This is a genomic window from Dechloromonas aromatica RCB (assembly GCF_000012425.1).
Window position 1 is genome coordinate 694,988 of the sequence record NC_007298.1, and the last position, 22,513, is coordinate 717,500.

The 22,513-nt window shown below is 55.6% G+C and carries 25 protein-coding genes, 2 tRNA genes and 2 rRNA genes (1 of these 29 only partly in view); 15 read left to right on the forward strand and 14 right to left on the reverse strand.

Translation table 11 applies throughout. From position 1 onward, the window contains the following. Positions 1–23: 23 nt before the first annotated feature. The 11 genes from nudB to DARO_RS03310 form a co-directional block, all read right to left on the reverse strand. Positions 24–476, reverse strand: a complete 453-nt coding sequence (gene nudB, locus DARO_RS03260; RefSeq protein WP_011286397.1) for a dihydroneopterin triphosphate diphosphatase — start codon at positions 474–476, stop codon at positions 24–26. Continuing rightward, entirely contained in the window at positions 473–901 is a 429-nt protein-coding gene (locus tag DARO_RS21510) for a barstar family protein (protein WP_011286398.1), read from the reverse strand. Before DARO_RS21510 ends, nudB begins: the two co-directional genes overlap by 4 nt. A gap of 10 nt (positions 902–911) precedes the next feature. After that, entirely contained in the window at positions 912–1,271 is a 360-nt protein-coding gene (locus tag DARO_RS03270) for a ribonuclease domain-containing protein (protein ID WP_011286399.1), read from the reverse strand. A gap of 6 nt (positions 1,272–1,277) precedes the next feature. After that, a complete protein-coding gene (aspS, locus tag DARO_RS03275; RefSeq protein ID WP_011286400.1) occupies positions 1,278–3,077 on the reverse strand; it encodes an aspartate--tRNA ligase in 1,800 nt (599 codons plus the stop codon). Positions 3,078–3,094: 17 nt separating this feature from the next. After that, positions 3,095–3,709: a DUF502 domain-containing protein gene (locus DARO_RS03280; protein ID WP_041224694.1), complete on the reverse strand. Its 615-nt coding sequence runs from the start codon at positions 3,707–3,709 to the stop codon at positions 3,095–3,097. After that, positions 3,709–3,960, reverse strand: coding sequence for an FmdB family zinc ribbon protein (locus DARO_RS03285; RefSeq protein WP_011286402.1), 252 nt, complete (start codon positions 3,958–3,960; stop codon positions 3,709–3,711). The genes DARO_RS03280 and DARO_RS03285 overlap by 1 nt, the downstream gene beginning before the upstream one ends. A 70-nt stretch (positions 3,961–4,030) precedes the next feature. Then, on the reverse strand, positions 4,031–4,885 hold the full coding sequence (locus DARO_RS03290) for a prepilin peptidase (RefSeq protein WP_011286403.1): 855 nt from the start codon (positions 4,883–4,885) through the stop codon (positions 4,031–4,033). Beyond that, the gene (locus DARO_RS03295) at positions 4,885–6,111 is read right to left on the reverse strand and encodes a type II secretion system F family protein (protein WP_011286404.1); all 1,227 of its coding nucleotides are present in this window, start codon (positions 6,109–6,111) and stop codon (positions 4,885–4,887) included. The genes DARO_RS03290 and DARO_RS03295 overlap by 1 nt, the downstream gene beginning before the upstream one ends. A gap of 15 nt (positions 6,112–6,126) precedes the next feature. Further along, positions 6,127–7,842: a type IV-A pilus assembly ATPase PilB gene (gene pilB / locus DARO_RS03300; RefSeq protein WP_011286405.1), complete on the reverse strand. Its 1,716-nt coding sequence runs from the start codon at positions 7,840–7,842 to the stop codon at positions 6,127–6,129. An 80-nt stretch (positions 7,843–7,922) separates the two neighbouring features. Continuing rightward, positions 7,923–9,194, reverse strand: a complete 1,272-nt coding sequence (locus DARO_RS03305) for an HlyC/CorC family transporter (protein WP_011286406.1) — start codon at positions 9,192–9,194, stop codon at positions 7,923–7,925. Positions 9,195–9,203: 9 nt separating this feature from the next. Continuing rightward, positions 9,204–10,043 (reverse strand): cytochrome c biogenesis protein CcsA, encoded by an 840-nt coding sequence (locus DARO_RS03310; protein ID WP_011286407.1) that lies wholly within the window; start codon positions 10,041–10,043, stop codon positions 9,204–9,206. 29 nt (positions 10,044–10,072) lie between these two features. Here DARO_RS03310 and ffh point away from each other — a divergent pair, with 29 nt between their 5' ends. Further along, positions 10,073–11,440 carry a signal recognition particle protein gene (ffh, locus tag DARO_RS03315; protein WP_011286408.1) on the forward strand — a complete coding sequence of 456 codons (1,368 nt, stop codon included), beginning with the start codon at positions 10,073–10,075 and terminating at the stop codon, positions 11,438–11,440. Here the strand turns inward: ffh and DARO_RS03320 are convergent, their stop codons facing one another. Together DARO_RS03320 and DARO_RS03325 are read right to left on the reverse strand one after the other, a co-directional pair. Then, the gene (locus tag DARO_RS03320) at positions 11,441–12,052 is read right to left on the reverse strand and encodes a lytic transglycosylase domain-containing protein (protein ID WP_011286409.1); all 612 of its coding nucleotides are present in this window, start codon (positions 12,050–12,052) and stop codon (positions 11,441–11,443) included. Further along, on the reverse strand, positions 12,040–13,770 hold the full coding sequence (locus DARO_RS03325; protein ID WP_011286410.1) for a proline--tRNA ligase: 1,731 nt from the start codon (positions 13,768–13,770) through the stop codon (positions 12,040–12,042). The genes DARO_RS03320 and DARO_RS03325 overlap by 13 nt, the downstream gene beginning before the upstream one ends. A gap of 111 nt (positions 13,771–13,881) precedes the next feature. Between DARO_RS03325 and DARO_RS03330 the strand changes: the two genes are divergently transcribed. From DARO_RS03330 to coq7, 3 genes are read left to right on the forward strand one after another with little or no spacing between them, the layout of a single operon-like run. Next, positions 13,882–14,430 carry an RNA pyrophosphohydrolase gene (locus tag DARO_RS03330; protein WP_011286411.1) on the forward strand — a complete coding sequence of 183 codons (549 nt, stop codon included), beginning with the start codon at positions 13,882–13,884 and terminating at the stop codon, positions 14,428–14,430. Positions 14,431–14,432: 2 nt separating this feature from the next. Continuing rightward, the gene (locus DARO_RS03335) at positions 14,433–14,954 is read left to right on the forward strand and encodes a CNP1-like family protein (protein ID WP_011286412.1); all 522 of its coding nucleotides are present in this window, start codon (positions 14,433–14,435) and stop codon (positions 14,952–14,954) included. Positions 14,955–14,956: 2 nt separating this feature from the next. Next, entirely contained in the window at positions 14,957–15,580 is a 624-nt protein-coding gene (gene coq7 / locus DARO_RS03340; protein WP_011286413.1) for a 2-polyprenyl-3-methyl-6-methoxy-1,4-benzoquinone monooxygenase, read from the forward strand. A 28-nt stretch (positions 15,581–15,608) separates the two neighbouring features. On the opposite strand, the gene DARO_RS03345 is transcribed toward coq7, so the two are convergent. Next, a complete protein-coding gene (locus tag DARO_RS03345) occupies positions 15,609–16,037 on the reverse strand; it encodes an OsmC family protein (RefSeq protein WP_011286414.1) in 429 nt (142 codons plus the stop codon). A gap of 501 nt (positions 16,038–16,538) precedes the next feature. Between DARO_RS03345 and rplM the strand changes: the two genes are divergently transcribed. From rplM to DARO_RS03395, 11 genes are all read left to right on the forward strand, one after another. Beyond that, positions 16,539–16,967: a 50S ribosomal protein L13 gene (rplM, locus tag DARO_RS03350; RefSeq protein WP_011286415.1), complete on the forward strand. Its 429-nt coding sequence runs from the start codon at positions 16,539–16,541 to the stop codon at positions 16,965–16,967. A gap of 9 nt (positions 16,968–16,976) precedes the next feature. Beyond that, positions 16,977–17,369, forward strand: a complete 393-nt coding sequence (rpsI, locus tag DARO_RS03355) for a 30S ribosomal protein S9 (protein WP_011286416.1) — start codon at positions 16,977–16,979, stop codon at positions 17,367–17,369. A gap of 268 nt (positions 17,370–17,637) precedes the next feature. Beyond that, positions 17,638–18,351, forward strand: a complete 714-nt coding sequence (locus tag DARO_RS03360; protein ID WP_157037131.1) for a DUF6776 family protein — start codon at positions 17,638–17,640, stop codon at positions 18,349–18,351. A 9-nt stretch (positions 18,352–18,360) separates the two neighbouring features. Continuing rightward, positions 18,361–18,762, forward strand: coding sequence for a bactofilin family protein (locus DARO_RS03365; RefSeq protein ID WP_011286418.1), 402 nt, complete (start codon positions 18,361–18,363; stop codon positions 18,760–18,762). 63 nt (positions 18,763–18,825) lie between these two features. Continuing rightward, positions 18,826–19,176, forward strand: a complete 351-nt coding sequence (gene erpA / locus DARO_RS03370) for an iron-sulfur cluster insertion protein ErpA (RefSeq protein ID WP_011286419.1) — start codon at positions 18,826–18,828, stop codon at positions 19,174–19,176. A gap of 285 nt (positions 19,177–19,461) precedes the next feature. After that, complete coding sequence (locus tag DARO_RS23220) at positions 19,462–19,662, forward strand: hypothetical protein (RefSeq protein ID WP_049758454.1); 201 nt, start codon at positions 19,462–19,464, stop codon at positions 19,660–19,662. A 40-nt stretch (positions 19,663–19,702) separates the two neighbouring features. Further along, positions 19,703–19,894: a S4 domain-containing protein gene (locus DARO_RS23225; protein WP_497463058.1), complete on the forward strand. Its 192-nt coding sequence runs from the start codon at positions 19,703–19,705 to the stop codon at positions 19,892–19,894. 385 nt (positions 19,895–20,279) lie between these two features. Next, positions 20,280–21,817, forward strand: a 16S ribosomal RNA gene (locus tag DARO_RS03380). 59 nt (positions 21,818–21,876) lie between these two features. Further along, positions 21,877–21,953 (forward strand) — tRNA-Ile (locus DARO_RS03385). Between the two features lie 11 nt (positions 21,954–21,964). Then, positions 21,965–22,040, forward strand: a tRNA-Ala gene (locus DARO_RS03390). 211 nt (positions 22,041–22,251) lie between these two features. Beyond that, positions 22,252–22,513: ribosomal RNA gene (locus DARO_RS03395) — 23S ribosomal RNA — on the forward strand; it runs 2,620 nt beyond the window's last position. Together the 16S and 23S rRNA genes with 2 tRNA genes alongside form the textbook arrangement of a ribosomal RNA operon.

Here is a 22,513-nt window from a genome sequence, read left to right on the forward strand (position 1 = left end):
ATATAGGAGGCTTTTTTGGGGTTTCAAGTCCTCGAATCGAGTCGCTGCTGCAGCATCAGGATGGCGTCCCGATTGCTCCATGAGAAGCACAGGTCGGCGGCTTGCTGCCTGGGAAGCCATCGCCAGCTTCGGTGCTCATCCGGGGCGGTGGTAATGTCGATTCGTTGCGGCACCTGCAGGCTAAAGACGTGTTCGGTGTTATGAGTGATGCCAGGTGCGTAGCGGTGCCGCCACTCGCTGAATATCTCGTAGGTGTTGGTCATCGACCAGTCGACGAAAGACTCTCTGGTTGCCTCGATCCCCGTTTCCTCAAGGACTTCGCGACGGGCAGTGTCAATCAGTTGCTCGTTTTCTTCCCGGCTACCGGTCACTGATTGCCAGAACCCGGGATGGGCAGCTCTTTCGAGGACGAGTATGTCGAGTGCCGGCGTGTGGATTACAACCAGAACCGAGACCGGCTGCTTGGTCCCGGTCATGCCTCGGCAAGCACAGGAATGTCGCGCGCCGGGGTGTCAATGAGTATCCAGAAGGGGCTGTGCGAGTCGCGACGAATTTCCGCCGCCGCCTGTAGAACTGCGATCAGCGTCGCAAAATCATCAGGGTGGGCGGCGCGCAGATTGGCTAATCCGTTAATCAGGAGTACATGTCCTTTTGCGGGTTGCCAGTCCGGGTCGGTCAGGCAATCGCAAAGGGCATCAAAATTTGTGCCGTACCAAGTTGGGAACTTGAATGCAGACCCAAGTTCGGCCAGGACGTCTTCGGTAGACGATGCCTTGGAAATGCTGGCGGCAAGGACGCAAAAGCGCGCGCGGGAGGCAGCTGCTTTGATTGCGGACTGGCGGGGGGGACTCAGGTAATAGACGCCCGAAGCGCCGGCATTCTTGAGCATGATTTCGTTCATCGCGAGGCGCCTAGTCCTTGATCCGCCGGAAACTGCGGTAGTGATCGTCGGTATAGTAATACTCGCCACCTTGTCCGGAGATGATGCGACGTGGACCGCGGTCCTGACGCCATGGCGTTTTGACGGTGTATTCCCGGTAGTATCCCCGAGGGTGGAGCGGCAGACGTTTTTCGAAATTACCGAATGTAATGCCGTCGCGCTCGTAGGGGAATGGTCCGCCTTCCTTGATCAAAACCAGCGTTTGTCGGGCCTCACTTGGCAAGTCCGAGCTTGCCACGCTATCGGCAGAGGCGCTACGGTCAAAGCTAAAAGCAAATGCGCTTCCGATCGCCAACCAGGCAACGACCAGGAAGCGCAGAAAGATCAGCATGCTTGCTTAGGGCTGGCCGACTTCAACTTGAGTTTCAACCTTCTGGCGCAGGCGGATGTGCAGTTCCCGCAGTTGCTTCTCGTCGACACCGCTCGGTGCGTCGGTCAGCAGGCACTGGGCGCGCTGGGTCTTCGGGAAGGCAATCACGTCGCGGATCGACTCGGCGCCGGTCATCATCGTGACGATGCGATCGAGGCCGAAAGCCAGGCCGCCGTGCGGCGGGGCGCCGTACTTCAGGGCGTCAAGCAGGAAGCCGAACTTGGCCTGCTGTTCTTCCGGACCGATGTTGAGGGCTGAGAAGACCTTCTCCTGCACGTCGGAACGGTGAATACGTACCGAGCCGCCGCCCAGTTCCCAACCGTTCAGCGCCAGGTCGTAGGCCTTGGCCAGGCACTTGCCCGGATCGCTGACCAGCAGGTCGAGATGCTCGTCCTTGGGGCTGGTGAACGGGTGGTGGCAGGCGGTCCAGCGCTTGGATTCGTCGTCATACTCGAACATCGGGAAGTCGATGACCCACAGCGGAGCCCACTTGGCGCCGGTGACGAAGCCCTTTTCGTGGCCGATCTTGATGCGCAACGCGCCGAGGGCATCGTTGACGATCTTGGCCTTGTCGGCGCCGAAGAAAATCAGGTCGCCGGACTGGGCGCCAGTGCGCTCGATGACGGCCTTCAGTGAGGCTTCCGAGAGGTTCTTGACGATCGGTGACTGCAGGCCGGTTTCGTTGATCTGGCTCGCGTCGTTGACCTTGATGTAGGCCAGGCCCTTGGCGCCGTAGATACCGACGAACTGAGTGTAGGCATCGATTTCGCCACGGGTCAGCGTGGCGCCGCCCGGGATGCGCATGGCGGCGATGCGGCCGCCTTCGCTGTTGGCAACGCCGGCGAAGACCTTGAAGGCGACGTCTTTGAAGGCATCGGTGACTTCAGTCAGTTCCAGCGTTACACGCAGGTCCGGCTTGTCGGAGCCGAAGCGGTGCATGGCTTCGGCGTAGGTCATGCGCGGGAAATCCGGCAGATCGACGTCGATGGCTTCCTTGAAGACGGTGCGGATCAACTTTTCAGTCAGCGCCATGATCTCGGCCTCGCTCATGAACGAGGTTTCGATATCGACCTGGGTAAATTCCGGCTGACGGTCAGCGCGCAGGTCTTCGTCGCGGAAGCACTTGACGATCTGGTAATAGCGGTCGTAGCCAGCGACCATCAGCAGCTGCTTGAAGAGCTGCGGCGACTGCGGCAGCGCAAAGAACTGGCCGGGGTGGACACGTGACGGCACGAGATAGTCGCGGGCACCTTCCGGGGTGGACTTGGTCAGCATCGGCGTTTCGATGTCGATAAAGCCGTTGTCGTCCAAGAAACGGCGGAAGGCACGGGATGTCTTGTAGCGCAGCATCAGGTTGTTCTGCATCTGTGGGCGACGCAGGTCGATGACGCGGTGCAACAGGCGAACGTTCTCGGAGAGATTGTCTTCATCCAGCTGGAACGGCGGCGTGACGGACGGGTTCAGAACTTCGATCTCGTGGCAAAGAATTTCAATTTCGCCGGAAGCAAGGTTGGCATTGGTTGTGCCTGCCGGGCGCGGGCGCACCTTGCCGGTAATCTTCAGGCAGAACTCGTTGCGGACGGATTCGGCGATCTTGAAGGTGTCAGCGCGATCAGGGTCGCAAACCACCTGGGCGAGGCCTTCGCGGTCGCGCAAATCGATGAAGATGACGCCGCCGTGGTCGCGTCGACGGTGGGCCCAGCCGCACAGGGTAACGATTTGCCCGTCAAGGGCGGCATTGAGTTGTCCGCAATAATGGGTACGCATGAAACTTTCCGGTTGATTCAGGTGTTGGTAACGACGCGAGGGTGGGGCTGGGGCGCCACGACACCCATCGAGATAATGTATTTAAGTGCTTCATCGACCGTCATGTCGAGTTCGACCACATCCTTGACCGGCATCATCAGGAAGAAGCCTGAGGTCGGATTGGGGGTGGTCGGGACATAGACGCTGACATAGTCGCCATCCAGGTGATTGACAATGTCACCGCCAGGCTGCCCAGTCTGAAAGGCGATCGTCCAGCTGCCCTGGTGGGGGTAGCGGACGAGCAGGGCCTTGCGAAAGGCGTTGCCATTGGGGGAGAACAGCGTATCGGAAACTTGCTTGACGCTGTTATAGACCGAGTTGACAACGGGGATGCGGGCCAGTAGCTTTTCCCACCAGACAACCAGCTTCTGCCCGATAAAATTGGCGGCCAGCAGGCCTGTAAACAGTATCATGGCCAAAGTCAGTACTGCGCCGGCGCCAGGAATAGGGAAACCGACCAGACTTTGCGGGTGCATTCCTTCAGGAAGCAGGCGCAAGGATTGATCAAGCGTGCTGACGATGAGCGACAGCACCCAGCCGGTAATAACCAGCGGGACCCAGATCAGGAGCCCGGTAATGAAATAGCGTTTGATCAGTTGGCCACGCACGACGAGCAGCTTCCTTCCCCGGTTTGACAGGCCGGCGGGGTAGACGGCTTGCTGCCTCCCTTGAAGTCAGTGGCATACCAGCCGCTGCCCTTGAGCTGAAAGCCGGCGGCCGAAAGCTGTTTGCTATAGCTTTCCTTGTTGCATGCTGGGCAGGTGGTCAACTGCGGATCACTCATCTTTTGCAGATGCTCTTTCTGGAAGCCGCAGGAATCACAGCGATATTCGTAAATCGGCATGGGAGTCCTCCAAAACCTTGAATTATAACCGAGAGTCTGAATACCCAATATTGGGTCGACTTGCGTTATTTCAAGCGATCATGCCAAGGTAAGTGTTCGTGATCTGCGCGCCCCAGAAAAGGGCAATTCCTCCGGCTGCCGCCAGATAAGGGCCGAAAGGAATAGGAATGTTGCGGCCGTGACGGGCGACAACGATCAGCGTGACACCGACAACGGCACCAACAACAGACGAGAGCAGGATGATCGCCGGCAACATTTGCCAGCCTAGCCATGCCCCCAGTGCAGCAAGGAGCTTGAAGTCGCCATAGCCCATGCCTTCCTTGCCCGTGGCTAGCTTGAATAGCCAAAAGACGCTCCAAAGGGTTAGGTAGCCGGCGACGGCGCCGATGACGGCCGACGGGAGGTCGGTATAAGTGTTCCAGAGGTTGAAGAGTAGTCCCAGCCAGAGCAAAGGCAGGGTGATTGAGTCAGGAAGGAGCTGGGTGTCCAGGTCAATGGCAGAAAGTGAGATCAGCGCCCAGAGCAGCAGCAGAGCGCCGATTGTCTGCGTAGTCGGGCCAAAGTGCCAGGCAACGTAAGCAGACAGTAGTCCGGTAATCGCCTCGACGATCGGGTAACGCGGAGATATCCGGCATCCGCACCCGGAGCATTTTCCCTTCAGGATAAATAGATAACTTAGCAGCGGAATGTTTTCCAGTGCTGTTATTTGGTGGCCACAGTCAGGGCAGCGGGAGCGTGGTTTTGCCAACGACAATGCTTCAAGGGAGGCAGGTGCGGTTTCGCCCCGCAATTCCGCGCATTGTCCGAGCCACTCCCGCTCCATCATCTTGGGTAGTCGGTGGATCACGACGTTGAGGAAACTACCGACGCACAAACCAAGTAGCCCAGCTATGGCAGCCAGGCCGCCCTGCGTTTCAGGAAGCATCAGACCACCGATCCCAGTTTGAAGATGGGCAGGTACATGGCGACGACCATGCCGCCGATCAAGGTGCCGAGCACGACCATGATGATTGGTTCCATCAGGCTGGACATCGCTTCGACTGCATCGTCAACTTCTGCCTCGAAAAAGTCGGCTACCTTGGAGAGCATCGAATCCAGTGCACCAGACTCTTCGCCAATAGCAACCATCTGCGTGACCATGTTAGGGAAAAGGTTCACATTCTGCATTGCGGTGGTCAGGTTGGTGCCGGAAGAAACTTCACTCTGGATCTGCCGGGTGGCAACTTTATAGACATGATTGCCTGCTGCCCCACCAACGGATTCGAGAGATTCGACAAGCGGGACACCTGCCGCAAACATCGTGGATAATGTTCTGGTCCACCGGGCGATCACTGATTTCCGCACGATGTCACCGAAAACGGGGACGCGGAGAAGAAGGCGGTCCATCGCCATCTGTACTTTCTCGGATCGCTTCCAACTCTCGAGGAAGGCATAGAGTCCTCCGCCGATGATCCCAAAAATGGCCCACCAATAAGCGACAAAAAAGTCTGAAATGGCAATGACGATCAGGGTTGGAGCCGGGAGATCAGCGCCAAAGCCCTTGAAAACTTCCTTGAAGGCAGGAATGACAAAGATCATGATCACCGCGGTGATGATGAAGGCGACTACGAGAATAGCGACAGGATAAAACAGTGCTGACTTGATCTTGCTCTTGATTGCCAGGATCTTTTCCTTGTAGCTGGCCAATCGGTCGAGCAGGGTATCGAGGATACCAGCTTGTTCTCCAGCGGAAACCAGGTTGCAGTAGAGCGCGTCGAACTGCAGTGGGTACTTGCGGAAGGCCTGGGATAGTGAACTCCCGGTCTCAACATCGGCCTTGATGTCCAGTAACAGTTTTCCGACTGCCGGATTCGAGTGCCCGCGGCCAACGATGTCGAATGACTGCAGTAAGGGCACCCCTGATTTCATCATGGTCGCCAATTGTCGAGTGAACAGCGAGATATCTTTGTCGGTAATTTTCCCGCCACTTTTGAAGCGGATTTTTTTTACCTTTGTATTGGTGATCCCTTGCCGGCGCAGGGTGGTTTGGACGACCGACTCGCTTGCGACGCGCATCTCCCCGCGAACGGTCTTGCCATCCTTGTTCTTGCCTTCCCAGAGGAAGGTGCTTTCCTTGACTGCCGAGGCCTTACGTCTTGCGGCGGTAGCCATACAAGTTCCTTTTCGTTAAGCGTTGGTGGTGCTGAGCACCTCGTCAAGCGAGGTCACACCTTGTTTGACTTTTAATAGTCCGGATTCGCGGAGGTTTTTCACGCCTTCGGCTTTCGCTTGGGCGCCCAAGTCCAGTGCAGATGCGCCGCTCATGATCATGCGTTGCATAGCTTCGGAAATGGGCATGACCTGATAAATGCCGACCCGTCCCTTGTAGCCGGTCCCTTTGCACCGTTCACATCCTCCTGGGCCAAACAGCGTCCACGAACCGTCGAGATCGGCTTCCGAGTAGCCTGCATCCAGTAGTGCCTGGTCGGGTACGGTCATCGGTTTCTTGCAGTTGCATAGCCGTCGCGCCAAGCGCTGAGCGGTGATCAACAGCACGCTGGAGGCGATATTGAACATGGGGACGCCCATGTTCATCAGTCGAGTCAGTGTTTGCGGGGCATCGTTGGTGTGCAGCGTCGAGAGCACCAGGTGACCCGTTTGTGCCGCCTTGATGGAAATCTCGGCGGTCTCCAGGTCACGAATTTCGCCGACCATGATGATGTCCGGATCCTGGCGCAGGAATGCCTTTAGTGCGACAGGGAAGGTCAGGCCAGCACGGTCGTCGACGTTGACTTGATTGACACCCGGTAGATTGATTTCAGCCGGGTCTTCCGCTGTCGAAATGTTGATGCCATCCTTATTCAGGATGTTGAGGCAGGTGTAGAGCGAAACGGTTTTGCCAGAACCTGTCGGTCCGGTGACCAGTACCATCCCATAGGGGCGGCTGATGGCGTCCATTATTGCTGCTTTTTGCTCCGGCTCGTAGCCTAGCGCCTCGATGCCCAAGGTGGCTGAGCTTGGGTCGAGAATACGCATAACGATTTTCTCGCCCTGAAGCGTCGGTAGTGTGCTGACCCGGAAATCGATGGCACGGGTCTTCGAAAGCACCAGTTTCATCCGGCCGTCCTGCGGGACGCGCTTTTCGGCGATATTAAGCCGGGAAATGACCTTGATGCGCGAGGCAATTTTTTCCTTGATGGCCAGCGGTGGAGTGGCTACTTCGCGCAGGATGCCGTCGACGCGGAAGCGAATGCGATAAAACTTTTCGTATGGTTCGAAATGGATGTCCGATGCTCCATCATTGATGGCATCGAGCAGCATTTTTTGGATGAATTTGACGACCGGTGCGTCATCGATTTCCTGCCCTGCGGCTTCGTCAGCTTTGCTGGAGGTTTCTTCGTCCAGAAAATCGAGGTTGAGATCCTCGCTGGTGAAGTTTTTCAGCGCTTCGGCGGCTGTCTCGGCATATTTGTTGACGAGCGGCGCCAGTTTTGGGTGTTCGACGACAATCGGATCGACAGCCAGACCGGTCTGGAAGCGAATTTCGTCCAGCGCACGAAGGTTGGTTGGGTCAGCAATTGCTACCGATAAACGGTTTCCGCGCTTGTTGAGTGGAATGACCTTGTGCGTCGCAATCAGCTTACGGTCGATGGCATCCGACGGAATGTGGGCTTCATCGAAAGCGTTGAGGTCAAGTAGTGGATAGCCAAAGGTATCGGCGACAAAGCGCGCTATGTCGATTGCACTGGATTTCTGGCTTGTAATGATCTGTTCGATCAGCGAAGTCTTGGTGCTGTGGGCCTGGGCCAGCAATTGTTCCGCCTCTACCTCCTTGAGATGTCCGGCCTGGACGAGCGCGCGCGCCAAGCCGCTAAGTGGAGGATTTTGAGGGGTTGCCGCCATTGATCGATGTTAAATGCCGTTTAGATCGCTTGATGATGCTACGTAGGCGATTGTTTGTAAAGGCTGGGGGCGGGTTTTGCTCAGCCAGCTTCGGGGCGGAAGATACGTGCAGTGACGACACTTCGGTCTTGGGTCTGCAAAATTTCCACGGGGACACCTGCCAGTTTGATGCTGATGCCGGACTCCGGGATGTCTTGGAAGTGTTCCAGAATGAGGCCGTTGAGTGTCTTGGGGCCGTCGATCGGGAAGTTCAGATCCAGCATGCGATTTATGTCCCGCAAGGGGCGAGAGCCTTCAACGATGGCATTGCCCGCTTCTGTCCAATGTAGTTCATGGCCGAGCCCCGGAAGCGATGTTGTGAAGTCGCCGACGAATTCCTCGATGATGTCTTCCATGGTCAACAGACCGAGAATTTCGCCGTACTCGTCCACCACAAAGCCAATGCGCTGGCGATTTTCCTGAAAGAACGCGAGTTGAGAGAATACTGGAGTGCCGGCTGGGATGTAATAGGGGGGTTGGAGTTGCTGCAGTAGGGCAGGTTCGTCGAAGTCCGGGTCGCCCAGGCTGGCCAACAGTCGCCGCACCGGCAGGATGCCTATAAGCTGGTCCAGTGACTCCCTGCAGGCGGGAAGGCGACTGTGGTGGCTGGTAGCCAATTGATTTCTTACTTCTTCCCACGGCAGATCGAGGTCAAGAATCTCGATGTTGCCGCGGGGGGTCATGACATCTTCGACCGTAATGTTGTTCAATTCAAACAGGCTGGAAAGAATCGTGTGGTGTTTCTTTGGCATCAGGTGTGCTGACTCCAGAACCAAGCTGCGCAATTCTTCAGGGGAGAGCTTGGTTTCTTCATGCATGCCATTGGGGGCAAGACGAATGGCTTTTAGCAGAGCGGTCACGAAAAGATTAACAAACCAGATAATCGGGTAGGCCAGGCGCAACAAGGGGGTCAGGATGTAGCTGAGCCTGGGCGCCAGGCGGTCAGCATGGGTAGCGCAGATAACCTTGGGCGATATTTCGGCGACGACCAGCAAGGCGAAGGTAATGCACAAAGTGCCTATTTCCAGCGCCCATTTCGATTCGCCGAACAGGGCCAAGGCAATGTAACCAGTTAGTGTTGCGGCGGCAGCATTGAACAGCGTATTACCGAGCAAGATGAGGCCGAGCAGTTTGTCGGTTTTTCCCAGCAGCGCCAGCGCCAGCTTGGCGCCACGATGGCCGTTCTGGGCGGCGTGACGCAAGCGATAGCGGTTGGCCGCCATCATCGCGGTTTCGGAGCCCGAAAATATGCCGGAAAGAATCAGGAGGACAAAAAGCGCTCCCAGTAGTACAGATAGCGGCAAATCGGTCATTGGTCTTGTTTATACTCGACCGAGAATGACTTCGGCGACGAAGCGGCTGCCGACATAGGCCAGGATCAGCAAAGCAAAACCGGCAAGGGTCCAGCGCAGCGCGCGCTTGCCGCGCCAGCCCCAGGCGTGGCGGCCAATCAGCAGTGTTGCAAAGATGCCCCACGAGGCGAAGGCAAACAGTGTTTTGTGGTCGACGGTCAGAGGCTTGCCGAACAGCGCCTCAGAGAAAAAGACGCCGCTGCCAACCGTCAAGGTAAGCAGGACAAAACCGACCAGCAGCATCTTGAAGAGCAGTGATTCCATGATCAGTAGTGGTGGCAGGCTGGCCAGGCTGCGTTTCAGGGAGCGGTTGTGCAGCGAGCGTTCGGTGAACCCCATGAAAATGGCGTGTAGGGCCGACAGGGTGAGCAGGCTGTAGGCCAGCATGGCGGCAAGAAAGTGCAGCTTGAACCCGATGGCACTGGCATGCGCAACCAGATGAACGTTCGGAAAGATCACCGGCAGCACGGTGCAGCCAGCCGCCAAGGGGAGAACCATGGGTTGCATGCCCTCCATGCGTGCCATGAAACTTTCCAGCCAGTAGATTAGTACGGCCAGCCACATCATCAGCGATAACGCAAAGCTGAACGAGAAGCGCATGCCGGCTTCGGCGAACAGCGCATCGTAGAGCCCGGCGGCGTGGATGGTGAGAGCGCCGGCAATAAGTAGACGCTCCCAGGTTTGCATTGGGCAGGCAACGCACTGATTTTCGCTTTCACGCCAGCGGGTGTTCCAGAAGTGGAAGCCGAGGGCTCCGTAAATCAGGGCAGCGAGAATGTGCGGCAGAAGCTGAATTACAATATCGACCATTCTCGAATTCTACTAGAAGCCCAAACGACATGCTCGATAACCTGACCAACCGCCTTGCCCGCGTCATGAAGACGCTGAAGGGCGAAGCACGCCTGACTGAAACCAACATCGGCGATGCCTTGCGCGAAGTGCGTATGGCGCTGCTTGAGGCCGATGTGGCCTTGCCGGTGGTCAAGGATTTTATTGCCGCCGTCAAGGAAAAGGCGGTCGGTGAAGAAGTGATCGGTTCGTTGAGCCCTGGGCAGGCCTTGATTGGTGTTGTGCATGCCGAACTGACCAAGATCATGGGTGATGCCCATGAAGGCATCAATTTCAATACCCAGCCACCGGCTATTGTGCTGATGGCGGGTTTGCAAGGCGCCGGCAAAACAACAACAGTCGGTAAGCTGGCCAAGTTCCTCAAGGAAAATCACAAGAAGAAGGTGTTGGTCGTTTCCTGTGACGTTTATCGTCCAGCCGCTATCGAGCAGCTGAAATCGGTTGCCGGTCAGGCTGGGGTTGATTTCTTCCCGTCGGCTGTTGGTGAGAAGCCGGAAGCGATTGCCGCCGACGCCATCGATTGGGCCAAGCGCCATTACCACGACGTATTGCTGGTCGACACGGCGGGCCGACTGGCCATCGACGAAGAAATGATGGCAGAAATCAAGCGCCTGCATGCGGCGATTGATCCAATTGAAACGCTATTTGTGGTCGACGCGATGCTTGGCCAGGATGCGGTGAATACCGCCAAGGCCTTCAACGAGGCGCTGCCTCTGACCGGTGTCGTGCTGACTAAGCTGGATGGTGATGCACGCGGCGGTGCTGCATTGTCGGTACGTCACATCACCGGCAAGCCAATCAAATTCGCCGGGGTTGGCGAAAAGCTGAGTGGCTTGGAGGCCTTTCATCCTGAGCGGATGGCGTCCCGTATCCTGGGTATGGGCGATGTGCTGTCGCTAATCGAGGAGGCGCGCAAGGGGCTGGATGAGGAAAAGGCGGTTGCCTTCGCCAAGAAGTTGAAGTCAGGCAAGGGCTTTGACCTCAATGATTTTAAGGAACAGATGGCCCAGATGCGCAATATGGGCGGGCTGTCGGCATTGATGGACAAGATGCCGGCTCAGATCGCCCAGGCGGCCGGGCAATTGCCCGCAGGGGCTGAGAATAAGATGATTGGTCGGGTTGAAGGCATCATCAATTCGATGACGCCAGCCGAGCGCGCCAAGCCGGAGCTGATCAAGGCCAGCCGCAAGCGTCGTATTGCGATGGGGGCCGGGGTGCAGGTTCAGGAGGTTAACCGCCTGCTCAATCAGTTCGAAACGACCCAGAAGATGATGAAGCAATTTTCCAAGGGCGGTATTGGCAAGCTGATGCGCGGCATGAAGGGCATGATGCCCGGCATGGGCGGTATGGGACGCTGATTAGCGCGCGGCCTGCGCCAAGCGGGCCGTTTTTTCGTAGCCCCACTGGTTTTGCCAGGCGGCGCGAACCATGTTTGGATACTCCGGCTTACCCAGGCTGCCGTTGTAGCGGCCTAGGGCGCGGAAAAGGTCCCCCTTTTCGATGTCCAGATAGTGGCGCAGGATGGTGCAGCCATAGCGCAGGCTGGTGCGTAGGTCGAACAGGTTGTCGTCCGGCCGGCCGATGATCTTGACCCAGAAGGGCATGACCTGCATGTAACCGCGGGCACCGGCTGATGAGACGGCGTACTTGCGGAACCCGGATTCGACCTGCATCAGCCCGAGTACCAGTTGTGGATCCAGGCCGGCCCGCGTTGCCTCATAGTGCACGCTGCGCAGCAGGTCGATACGATAGTCACGGTTCGGAATGCGTTTTTCCAGACGGGGTGACATGGCGGCCAGCCAGTCGACCGCCTCCATGGGCGTCTTGAACGAGCTGACGGCCGGGCGTGAGTCCGAAACTGCCTTGTGCAGGGCGGCCTGCGCGCTGGCCGACAGTACCTCGTACTTCTGCGCGCCGGCGTGGGCCGCCGACGCGCCACAAAAAAGCAGGGCCGCGATCAGGCGGCGCACAGCTTCCCTTGCAGCAGGGTGACGATGTCGGTTTGGGCAACCATGGTTGGTTCGGCATCGATTCGGCTCTTGTATTCGAACAGCCCGTCCTTCAGGCCACGCTCGCCGATCACCACGCGATGCGGGATGCCGATCAGTTCCATGTCGGCGAACATGACGCCCGGGCGCTCGTTGCGGTCATCGAGCACGACATCGACGCCGATCTTCTTCAGGTCGGCATAAAGCTGGTCGGCACTTGCCTTGACCGCTTCGCTCTTGTGGTAGCCCATTGGCACGATACAGACTTCAAACGGAGCAATGGCCGGCGGCAGGATGATGCCCTTGTCGTCGTTACCTTGTTCGATAGCGGCGCCCACGATGCGGGAAACGCCAATGCCGTAGCAGCCCATCTCCATGATCTGGCTCTTGCCGCTGTCGTCCAGATAGACACAGTTCAAGGCTTCAGCATATTTTTGGCGCAATTGGAAAATGTGACCGACTTCGATGCCACGCAGGATTTCAAGCTTACCCTGGCCGTCCGGCGATGCGTCGCCGGCGACGACGTTGCGAATGTCGAAGACTTCCGGTTCCGGCAGGTCGCGGCCGAAATTGACGCCCGTCATGTGATAGCCGGCCTCGTTGGCGCCACAGACGAAATCGCTCATGTTGGCCACGCTACGGTCGGCAAAAACGGCTACCTTCGTCGCGTCGATCGCAACCGGACCAATGAATCCTGGCTTGCAGCCGAGGCGCTCGATCACTTCTTCTTCGGTGGCGAAGCGGAAAGGATTGATGGCGGCAATTTTGCTTGCCTTGATTTCGTTCAGTTCGTGGTCGCCACGCAGCAGCAGCAGTGCGAAGGTCTGGCTGCCATCTTCCTTCTCGCTCATGACCGCAATCGATTTGACGATTCTGTCCAGCGGCAGTTCGAGGAATTTGGCGACATCGGCGCAGGCCATCTTGCCCGGCGTGTGGGTCTTTTCCATCAACGTGGAGGCGGCGGCACGCGCCTCGTTCGGGGCCATGGCTTCGGCCAGTTCGACGTTGGCGGCATAGCCGGAGTCCGGGCAAAAGGCGATGTCATCCTCGCCGGAATCGGCCAGGACATGGAATTCGTGCGAACCGGTACCGCCGATCGAACCGGTATCTGCGGCCACCGCACGGAATTTCAGGCCAAGACGGCTGAAAATACGACTGTAGGTGTCGTACATGTTGCCATATTCGCGCTTCAGATCGTCGAACGAGGCGTGGAACGAGTAGCCGTCCTTCATCAGGAACTCTCGACCACGCATGACGCCGAAGCGGGGACGGATTTCATCGCGGAATTTGGTCTGGATTTGATACAGGTGGATCGGCAATTGGCGATAACTCTTCACGTCACGGCGAACGACATCAGTGATGACTTCTTCATGCGTTGGGCCGATGACGAATTCGCGCTGGTGACGATCCTTGAAACGCAGCAATTCCGGTCCATATTGTTCCCAGCGCCCCGATTCTTGCCACAGTTCGGCCGGTTGTACGGCTGGCATCAATAATTCCAGTGCGCCCGCGTTGTTCATCTCTTCGCGGACAATGTTTTCTACCTTGCGCAGCACGCGCAGGCCAAGTGGCATCCATGTGTAGATGCCGGCTGCGGCGCGCTTGATATAGCCGGCGCGCAGCATCATCTTCTGGCTGATAACCTCGGCGTCGGCCGGGGCTTCCTTGAGTGTTGTAAAAAAGAACTGCGAAGTGCGCATGGGATGCTCTTGAATTCGTTGCGAAACCTTGATTTTACACGGTCCGGCTTCTTTGCATGTGGGCGCCCTTTGTGAAAGAATCCGGGTAACTATTAATTTTGCAGGATTTTTATGCTCGATCGTGAAGGCTATCGCCCGAACGTCGGCATCATACTTTGTAACGGAAGGAACGAGGTTTTCTGGGGTAAGCGCATACGGGAGCATTCCTGGCAGTTTCCACAAGGTGGCATCAAACGCGGCGAAACGCCCGAGGAAGCCATGTTTCGTGAGCTGTACGAAGAGGTCGGGCTTCTGCCCGAGCATGTGCGCATCCTCGGACGAACCAAGGGCTGGTTGCGTTATGAAGTGCCGACACACTGGATCAAGCGCGAATGGCGCGGTTCCTACAAAGGCCAGAAGCAAATCTGGTTTCTGCTTCGACTGGTCGGGCGTGATAGCGACGTCAACCTGCGTGCAACCAACAAGCCAGAGTTTGATGCTTGGCGCTGGAACGATTATTGGGTGCCGCTAGATGCTGTGATCGAGTTCAAAAGACTGGTTTACGAACAGGCTCTCAATGAGCTCGTGCGCTTTCTGGATTTTGATCGCAAGGGCCCGCGCCATAAAAAAGAGCAGGAGCCCTTTTCCGATGTTGTAGACAGTGTTCGCTCCGAGGAGTAGGCATGCGCTGGTTTCGTAGTCTTGTGCTTTCGCTGGCTTCTCTGTTGGCTACCTGTTCTTTGGCTTGGGCGGATTTCGAAGATGATTACGAAACCAAGCAATGGCAGGAAATCGAGGTTGCTCTCCCTGCTGCGCCAAAGGAGGGCAATCTTGTCCCCTTTTACGTCAGTGCTGCCACCAGCAATCGTTTTTTTATCGATGCTTCTACGTTGAGCGTTGGTGGCGATGGGGTGGTGCGTTACGTCCTGTTGGTTTTGTCACCCGAAGGTGGTCGCAATGTGACCTTTGAGGGGATGCGTTGCGAGTCGCGGGAGCGGCGTATATACGCCTCTGGGCGACTCGATGGCTCGTGGTCAAAGGCGCGCAAGAATGAATGGGTTCGTATTCAGGACGCTTACGCCAATCGACATCATGCCGCCCTATTTATTGATTACTTCTGCCCTTTTGGCAATATCGTGCGCGATGCGGCGGAGGCTAGGAACGCGTTGATGCTGGGCGGTCACCCGGATAACAAGCGTTGGTGAAAATGTCTCCTGATCAGTTGGTTGTCGAGTTCGACCGAGCGTTGCGTACAATCCTGGCTCCGGCTCGCAGCATGCGGCCGCTTCCGGGGGCTGCGTTACCAGACGCAGAATTGCCTGCTGCTCAGAGGAGTCATGTCGCCGGGCTGATGCGCGTCAATCATTGCGGTGAAATTTGTGCCCAGGCTTTGTACCAAGGGCAGGCACTGACGTCGAGGGACCCCACGATACGCGATGCCTTGCGCAGTGCTGCAGATGAAGAAACTGAGCATTTGGCATGGACAGAGCGGCGCATCTCCGAGTTGGGCGGACGCAAGAGCTTTTTGAATCCACTCTGGTACCTTGGTTCTTTGTCGCTGGGGCTGGTTGCTGGCGCGCTGGGGGATAAATGGAGCCTTGGTTTCTTGGCGGAAACAGAGCGACAGGTTGAGGCGCATCTGAATGGTCATCTGCGTAGCTTGCCTGAAGATGATAGCCGTTCACGTGCTATCGTCGATCAGATGAGGCTTGATGAAATACAGCATGCCGAAACCGCTGTTCGGTATGGGGCGGCGGAATTGCCTTCCCCGGCCAAGGTCGCCATGAAAGTCATGGCCAAGGTCATGACCGGGGTTGCCTACCGTTTCTGATCTGTGGCTGGAAATGTAGGCGTCAGGCTCAGGCTTCTTCGATAATCTCAAAGTCGTAAGTGATCTCTGCGGTTTTACCGATCATGATTGATGCAGAGCAATACTTGTCTTTCGAGAGTTCTATCGCGCGGGCAACCGACTCGGGCTTTAGCTGCTTTCCTTTGACGCGGTAATGAAAGTGGATGCTGGTAAAGACCTTAGGGTCGCTTTCTGCGCGTTCGGCCTTTAGGCTCACATCGCAGCCGCTTACTTGTTGCCGCCCTTTTTTGAGAATCAAAACGACGTCAAAGGCCGAGCAGCCGCCTGTGCCCGCTAGTACCATTTCCATCGGGCGGAGGCCGATATTGCGTCCTCCTGCTTCCGGTGCGCCATCCATCACGACGGCGTGGCCGCTGCCTGTCTCTGCAACAAACGACATCCCGGCGTCGTTGCCCATCCATCTAACCGTACATTCCATTGATATCTCCTTGCTGGGGCGTGAATTTTAGCGGATATGGTTTTGATTTTGGACTTCGTTATCTAATGTTGCGCAGCAGCAATTGATGTGGGGTTTTGGGGCGTTTTTGGCCTTGGTTTTATACTTAAATAATATTTAATCATGTTCAATTTTCTCTTTAAAAACCTTATAAAACAATATTAAATAATGAATCAATAAAATCGATCTGTAGATAGATTTGTAATTTGTGCGGCGCACAAATAATTCTTGCGTCCTCTGTTTGCTTCGTGCAAAATGTGAAGCGTACGAACTGTGGTGGCTTTGTGGTGACGGGCTCTTCGGTTCAGATTTGTCTCCTCCACCCTCCTCCTTTGGTGTGGATTTAACGCGGCTCAGCGAGCCGCGTTTTTTTTGTCTAGTTCTCCTATTGCTTGATAAGGCATTGACAGCGGCTCTGATAGTCGACTAAAATCCGCGCCTTTCTCCAATCCGCGCCCAATTTTTTCAGGACGGCACACTTATATGAAAACGTTTTCCGCCAAGCCACATGAGGTGAAGCGCGAGTGGTTTGTGGTAGACGCCACAGACAAGGTGCTCGGCCGCCTCGCCACCGAAATTGCTCGTCGCCTCCGTGGCAAGCACAAGGCTATCTATACTCCGCACATTGATACCGGCGACTTTGTCGTCGTGACCAATGTGGACAAAATCACCGTAACCGGTAACAAGGCCGAAGATAAGAAGTACTTCCGCCACTCTGGTTATCCGGGCGGTATCTACGAAACCAACTTCAAGAAGATGCAGCAACGTTTCCCGGGGCGTGCCCTAGAGACTGCCGTCAAGGGCATGCTGCCGAAGGGTCCGCTGGGCTACGCTATGCTGAAGAAGCTGAAGTGCTACGCCGGCGAGCAGCATCCGCACACTGCCCAGCAGCCGAAGGCTCTGGAAATTTAAGGGGTCATCATGGCTGAAAGTTATTTCTACGGTACCGGTCGTCGCAAGAGCGCCGTTGCCCGTGTTTTCATGAAGCGTGGTTCCGGTGCCATCGTTGTAAATGGCAAGCCGGTTGATCAGTTCTTCTCTCGCGAAACTGGCCGCATGATCGTCCGTCAGCCGCTGGCGTTGGTTGAGCAACTGAACGGCTTCGATATCAAGGTCAATGTCATCGGTGGTGGTGAGTCCGGTCAGGCTGGTGCCGTTCGTCATGGCATTACTCGCGCCCTGATCGAATACGATGCTGCTCTGAAGCCTGCGCTCTCCAAGGCAGGTTTTGTTACTCGCGATGCACGTGAAGTTGAGCGTAAGAAGGTCGGTTTCCACAAGGCCCGTCGTCGCAAGCAGTTCTCCAAGCGTTAATTCGCTTCGAGCGCAGAAAAAGCCGCCTTTTGGCGGCTTTTTTGTTTTTTGCGTGCGCGGTATCATGCGCCTTCCTTGGTAAGGTGGGCCAAGCCGCTGGCGTTTCAGGTGCTGTAAGGTATGTGGGTGGGCAGCCGGTTGATGGTTGGTAATTTAGTTCAACCGAATCAAATCGAGACGCGAGGGTTTTTGAGTAAGGATATTCCGGCTATGGGCTTGATTTTTGTATGGGTGTAACGACAGCGCTATGCCGCTCCCGGCTGCAGCCTTGAAACTGAAACGCTTTCGGCGCCGGTTTGGGATTTCGGCGCCGCGGGTTGTTGTGCGCAGCCACTTTCCTTGGCAGTGGTTGGTTCTGCCTGCGATCTTGCTGGCTCTTCTGTTGGGTGTTGCTGGCTGGATGGTGGCCCAGAAAAAAGAAACGGGGATTTTGGGGGTGGAGATTGAGAGTTTTCGTCAGCAGCTCCAGGCTCAGCGCGAGGAATTGAATCTTTTGCGTTCAACTGCCGGAACGGGGCAAAGTGTGGCGAGTATCGAGCGTGCCGCGCAGCAGCAGTTGCTGACTAGGATTCAAGGGTTGGAAGCGGAAAATGCAGCGCTCAAGGAAGATATCCTCCTGTTTGAACGCTTGATCCCGACTGCGGGAGAGGGGGCTTCGGTTCGCGTTGAGAATTTCAGGGTTTTCAAGGAGTCGGAAACCCGTTTTCGCTATCGTTTGTTGCTTGCTTTTCAGTCAGACAGACAAACTCCTGATTTCCGGGGGCGCCTGCAAATAGCGATTAGCTATGCCGATAATGGCAGGGTCTTGCAGTTGGTTTTGCCAGAAAGACGAGAAAATTCCGCCGAGTATCAGTTGGAAATCAAGCACTTTCTTCGCCGGGAAGGTGTTTTTGAGTTGCCGGCGGGGGCGGTTTTACGGGCGGTTGAGGCGCGTGTCCTGCAGGGTGATACACTCAAGTCGAAGAGACTGGCCCAATTTTAGGAGTGACTCATGTTCGGAAAAAAAATGGAGAGCAAACCTCAGGGGCGTATTGATAGCCTTATTGGTGCCGGTACGCGCATTGAGGGTAGTCTTTATTTTACCGGTGGCTTGAGAATTGACGGCGAAGTGAAGGGGAGTGTTCAGGCGGCAGATGGCGCCTCATCTTCAACCTTGGTGCTCAGTGAGCATGCGCGTATTGAGGGGGCTGTTGCTGTCGCGCATCTTGTAACAAATGGTACGGTCGTTGGGCCTGTCAACGTAACGGAAACGCTGGAGATGCAGTCTAAATCACGCATTGTCGGTGACGTAGAGTATGCCTCCATCGAAATGCATCAGGGGGCGGTGATTGAGGGGCGCTTGGTTCATTCGGCTGGCAAGTCGGTGGAACTAAAACTGGCCGCGTCGGCCTAATGCAATTGACCGGGATCGAACTGGCTCGCATAATCTCGCACAAAATTATTTGGAGTTGTCCTCATGAATGCAGTTAATGAAATGGCTGTCCCCTTCGTTTTTACTGACAATGCTGCTGGCAAGGTCAAGGAGTTGATTGAAGAAGAGGGAAATCCTGGGCTTAAATTGCGCGTATTTGTTACCGGGGGCGGTTGTTCCGGTTTTCAGTATGGCTTTACCTTCGATGAGGAGGTTAATGAAGACGATACGACCATGGAAAAAAATGGCGTGACTCTTCTGATTGATCCGATGAGCTATCAGTATTTGGTTGGTGCGGAAATTGACTACACAGAGGGCTTGGAGGGGTCGCAATTCGTGATTCGCAATCCGAATGCAACCTCTACCTGTGGTTGTGGCTCCTCATTTTCTGCTTAAGAAAATTCTTTCTTTAGTAAAAAAAGCGGCGAAAGCCGCTTTTTTTACGCCCATCTATCTTGTTCGTCGAGTTAGTGCTGAAAGGCGAGTGCGCTAAAAGGCCGCGCGTTGATCGAATGAGCGACTTGGTGCAGTTTGCGCCATTTGTGGGTTGAGGAATGGATAATGATAGATGTTGAGTGCAGCCTGAAGCTGATCAAGTGGGGTGTGATGAGTTGCTGATTGAGGCAGAGCTGGTCGAGTGCCTGAGGTCTGGGCAAGGTCATGTCAGTGTCCGATTCTCGAATGTGGCGCTACTACGATCTACTTTCATTTCGGGGTGCTTCCGAGATCGCCCGCTTCAGGCTGGATATTGATGAAGGGCGTAATCTGCGCGATATAAAGGTCCTCCTAGCGCAGGAATTGGTCGGATGTTTTCATTCCGGGCTAGCTGCCGAAGAGGCTTTAGCCGAATTTGAGGCACGGTTTCGGCGGGGGCTTGCCTGATGACATGCCGAAGTTGGTTGTCCAAAGCGAAGGTATTGCAATGTCGGTGGTTAATGTCCTGAAGCAATCGGGCCTAGCGGCAAGTACTTCAGAGGCTTTGCGTATGCTTGCCCAAGGCGCTGTGCGTGCCAATGGAGATAGGGTCTCCGACAAGTCGCTCGCGTTTGCGCCGGGAGAGGAGGTGGTTATTCAGTTTGGAAGGCGGAAATTTACCAGGGGGCTGCTTAACTGACCCGCTCTGGAGATTGGGTGCTGAATTTAAATATTTTCAAATTTGTGTTGACGCTCCATTTGGTCTCTATATAATGCGCACCTCTTCTGCAGCGCCGGGGTTTTCGGCGGGGTGGGAGAGTCAGGCGAAGCAAGAAATTTTGCTGAAGTGCTTGACGGGAGAAGGGGTTTGCTTCATAATCTCGCCTCTCTGCTGCTGACGGATTTAACGAAACGGCGCGGCGACTGATCTTTAACAAATTGGACAACCGATAAGTGTGGGTGTCTTGATGCAGCAACTACGGTTGCAAAAATGTATTAAGGCAAACGCACTGAAGTAAGGATGGAGAGATCCATTCAGGTAGAGCAATCTACCGTCAGTGAATATGCGAGTTATTTGTTGGATTAAACTGAAGAGTTTGATCCTGGCTCAGATTGAACGCTGGCGGCATGCCTTACACATGCAAGTCGAACGGCAGCACGGGAGCAATCCTGGTGGCGAGTGGCGAACGGGTGAGTAATATATCGGAACGTACCTTTCAGTGGGGGATAACGTAGCGAAAGTTACGCTAATACCGCATATTCTGTGAGCAGGAAAGCAGGGGATCGCAAGACCTTGCGCTGATTGAGCGGCCGATATCAGATTAGCTAGTTGGTGAGGTAAAGGCTCACCAAGGCGACGATCTGTAGCGGGTCTGAGAGGATGATCCGCCACACTGGAACTGAGACACGGTCCAGACTCCTACGGGAGGCAGCAGTGGGGAATTTTGGACAATGGGGGCAACCCTGATCCAGCCATGCCGCGTGAGTGAAGAAGGCCTTCGGGTTGTAAAGCTCTTTCAGCCGGGAAGAAAACGCATGGGTTAATACCCTGTGTGGATGACGGTACCGGAATAAGAAGCACCGGCTAACTACGTGCCAGCAGCCGCGGTAATACGTAGGGTGCGAGCGTTAATCGGAATTACTGGGCGTAAAGCGTGCGCAGGCGGTTTGTTAAGATAGGCGTGAAATCCCCGGGCTCAACCTGGGAACTGCGTTTATGACTGGCAGGCTAGAGTATGGCAGAGGGGGGTGGAATTCCACGTGTAGCAGTGAAATGCGTAGAGATGTGGAGGAACACCGATGGCGAAGGCAGCCCCCTGGGCCAATACTGACGCTCATGCACGAAAGCGTGGGTAGCAAACAGGATTAGATACCCTGGTAGTCCACGCCCTAAACGATGTCAACTAGGTGTTGGGAGGGTAAAACCTTTTAGTACCGGAGCTAACGCGTGAAGTTGACCGCCTGGGGAGTACGGCCGCAAGGTTAAAACTCAAAGGAATTGACGGGGACCCGCACAAGCGGTGGATGATGTGGATTAATTCGATGCAACGCGAAAAACCTTACCTACCCTTGACATGTCCGGAAGCCCTTAGAGATTTGGGTGTGCTCGAAAGAGAGCCGGAACACAGGTGCTGCATGGCTGTCGTCAGCTCGTGTCGTGAGATGTTGGGTTAAGTCCCGCAACGAGCGCAACCCTTGTCGTTAATTGCCATCATTTAGTTGGGCACTTTAACGAGACTGCCGGTGACAAACCGGAGGAAGGTGGGGATGACGTCAAGTCCTCATGGCCCTTATGGGTAGGGCTTCACACGTCATACAATGGTCGGTACAAAGGGTTGCCAACCCGCGAGGGGGAGCTAATCCCAGAAAGCCGATCGTAGTCCGGATCGTAGGCTGCAACTCGCCTGCGTGAAGTCGGAATCGCTAGTAATCGTGGATCAGCATGTCACGGTGAATACGTTCCCGGGTCTTGTACACACCGCCCGTCACACCATGGGAGCGGGTTCCGCCAGAAGTAGGTAGCCTAACCGCAAGGGGGGCGCTTACCACGGCGGGGTTCGTGACTGGGGTGAAGTCGTAACAAGGTAGCCGTAGGGGAACCTGCGGCTGGATCACCTCCTTTCTAGAGAAGCATCCTGGCACCCACAACTTATCGGTTGTTCATGAGTAGCAAACAGACGAGGGTCTGTAGCTCAGTCGGTTAGAGCACCGTCTTGATAAGGCGGGGGTCGTTGGTTCGATTCCAACCAGACCCACCACGTCGCCAAACGGGGGATTAGCTCAGCTGGGAGAGCACCTGCTTTGCAAGCAGGGGGTCAACGGTTCGATCCCGTTATCCTCCACCAAAACCCAAAGATAAGCAGTGGTGTTTATCTTTGGCTTTTGAGCAATCAATTGCTACGCTCTTTAACAAAATGGAAGAAGGTTGTGTTGCAGCGCTGATGAGGCGTTGGCAACACGTTGTGATTGCATCTGTTCTTATTTCTTAGCCGGAATGAGACAGCACAAATATGAGTTTGCCTGTAGCCGTTCTCTAACGAGAACACAAGGTTATAGGATCAAGCGACTAAGTGCATGTGGTGGATGCCTTGGCGATCACAGGCGATGAAGGACGTGCAAGCCTGCGAAAAGCGGGGGGGAGCTGGCAATGAAGCTTTGATCCCCCGATATCCGAATGGGGAAACCCACTCAGCAATGAGTATCCCTGACTGAATACATAGGTCAGGGAGGCGAACCCGGTGAACTGAAACATCTAAGTAGCCGGAGGAAAAGAAATCAACCGAGATTCCCCAAGTAGTGGCGAGCGAACGGGGATGAG

What these genes read in the sequence shown, in the direction of transcription:
- erpA (WP_011286419.1), top strand. Translation starts at nt 18,826, where the DNA reads ATGAATGCAGTTAATGAAATGGCTGTCCCCTTCGTTTTTACTGACAAT.
- DARO_RS03310 (WP_011286407.1), bottom strand. Translation starts at nt 10,043, where the DNA reads ATGGTCGATATTGTAATTCAGCTTCTGCCGCACATTCTCGCTGCCCTG.
- DARO_RS03285 (WP_011286402.1), bottom strand. Translation starts at nt 3,960, where the DNA reads ATGCCGATTTACGAATATCGCTGTGATTCCTGCGGCTTCCAGAAAGAG.
- DARO_RS03290 (WP_011286403.1), bottom strand. Translation starts at nt 4,885, where the DNA reads ATGCTTCCTGAAACGCAGGGCGGCCTGGCTGCCATAGCTGGGCTACTT.
- DARO_RS03330 (WP_011286411.1), top strand. Translation starts at nt 13,882, where the DNA reads ATGCTCGATCGTGAAGGCTATCGCCCGAACGTCGGCATCATACTTTGT.
- DARO_RS21510 (WP_011286398.1), bottom strand. Translation starts at nt 901, where the DNA reads ATGAACGAAATCATGCTCAAGAATGCCGGCGCTTCGGGCGTCTATTAC.
- rplM (WP_011286415.1), top strand. Translation starts at nt 16,539, where the DNA reads ATGAAAACGTTTTCCGCCAAGCCACATGAGGTGAAGCGCGAGTGGTTT.
- aspS (WP_011286400.1), bottom strand. Translation starts at nt 3,077, where the DNA reads ATGCGTACCCATTATTGCGGACAACTCAATGCCGCCCTTGACGGGCAA.
- coq7 (WP_011286413.1), top strand. Translation starts at nt 14,957, where the DNA reads ATGTCTCCTGATCAGTTGGTTGTCGAGTTCGACCGAGCGTTGCGTACA.
- DARO_RS03270 (WP_011286399.1), bottom strand. Translation starts at nt 1,271, where the DNA reads ATGCTGATCTTTCTGCGCTTCCTGGTCGTTGCCTGGTTGGCGATCGGA.
- ffh (WP_011286408.1), top strand. Translation starts at nt 10,073, where the DNA reads ATGCTCGATAACCTGACCAACCGCCTTGCCCGCGTCATGAAGACGCTG.
- DARO_RS03305 (WP_011286406.1), bottom strand. Translation starts at nt 9,194, where the DNA reads ATGACCGATTTGCCGCTATCTGTACTACTGGGAGCGCTTTTTGTCCTC.
- DARO_RS03365 (WP_011286418.1), top strand. Translation starts at nt 18,361, where the DNA reads ATGTTCGGAAAAAAAATGGAGAGCAAACCTCAGGGGCGTATTGATAGC.
- DARO_RS03345 (WP_011286414.1), bottom strand. Translation starts at nt 16,037, where the DNA reads ATGGAATGTACGGTTAGATGGATGGGCAACGACGCCGGGATGTCGTTT.
- DARO_RS03335 (WP_011286412.1), top strand. Translation starts at nt 14,433, where the DNA reads ATGCGCTGGTTTCGTAGTCTTGTGCTTTCGCTGGCTTCTCTGTTGGCT.
- DARO_RS03295 (WP_011286404.1), bottom strand. Translation starts at nt 6,111, where the DNA reads ATGGCTACCGCCGCAAGACGTAAGGCCTCGGCAGTCAAGGAAAGCACC.
- DARO_RS23225 (WP_497463058.1), top strand. Translation starts at nt 19,703, where the DNA reads ATGTCGGTGGTTAATGTCCTGAAGCAATCGGGCCTAGCGGCAAGTACT.
- pilB (WP_011286405.1), bottom strand. Translation starts at nt 7,842, where the DNA reads ATGGCGGCAACCCCTCAAAATCCTCCACTTAGCGGCTTGGCGCGCGCG.
- DARO_RS03325 (WP_011286410.1), bottom strand. Translation starts at nt 13,770, where the DNA reads ATGCGCACTTCGCAGTTCTTTTTTACAACACTCAAGGAAGCCCCGGCC.
- nudB (WP_011286397.1), bottom strand. Translation starts at nt 476, where the DNA reads ATGACCGGGACCAAGCAGCCGGTCTCGGTTCTGGTTGTAATCCACACG.
- DARO_RS23220 (WP_049758454.1), top strand. Translation starts at nt 19,462, where the DNA reads ATGTGGCGCTACTACGATCTACTTTCATTTCGGGGTGCTTCCGAGATC.
- rpsI (WP_011286416.1), top strand. Translation starts at nt 16,977, where the DNA reads ATGGCTGAAAGTTATTTCTACGGTACCGGTCGTCGCAAGAGCGCCGTT.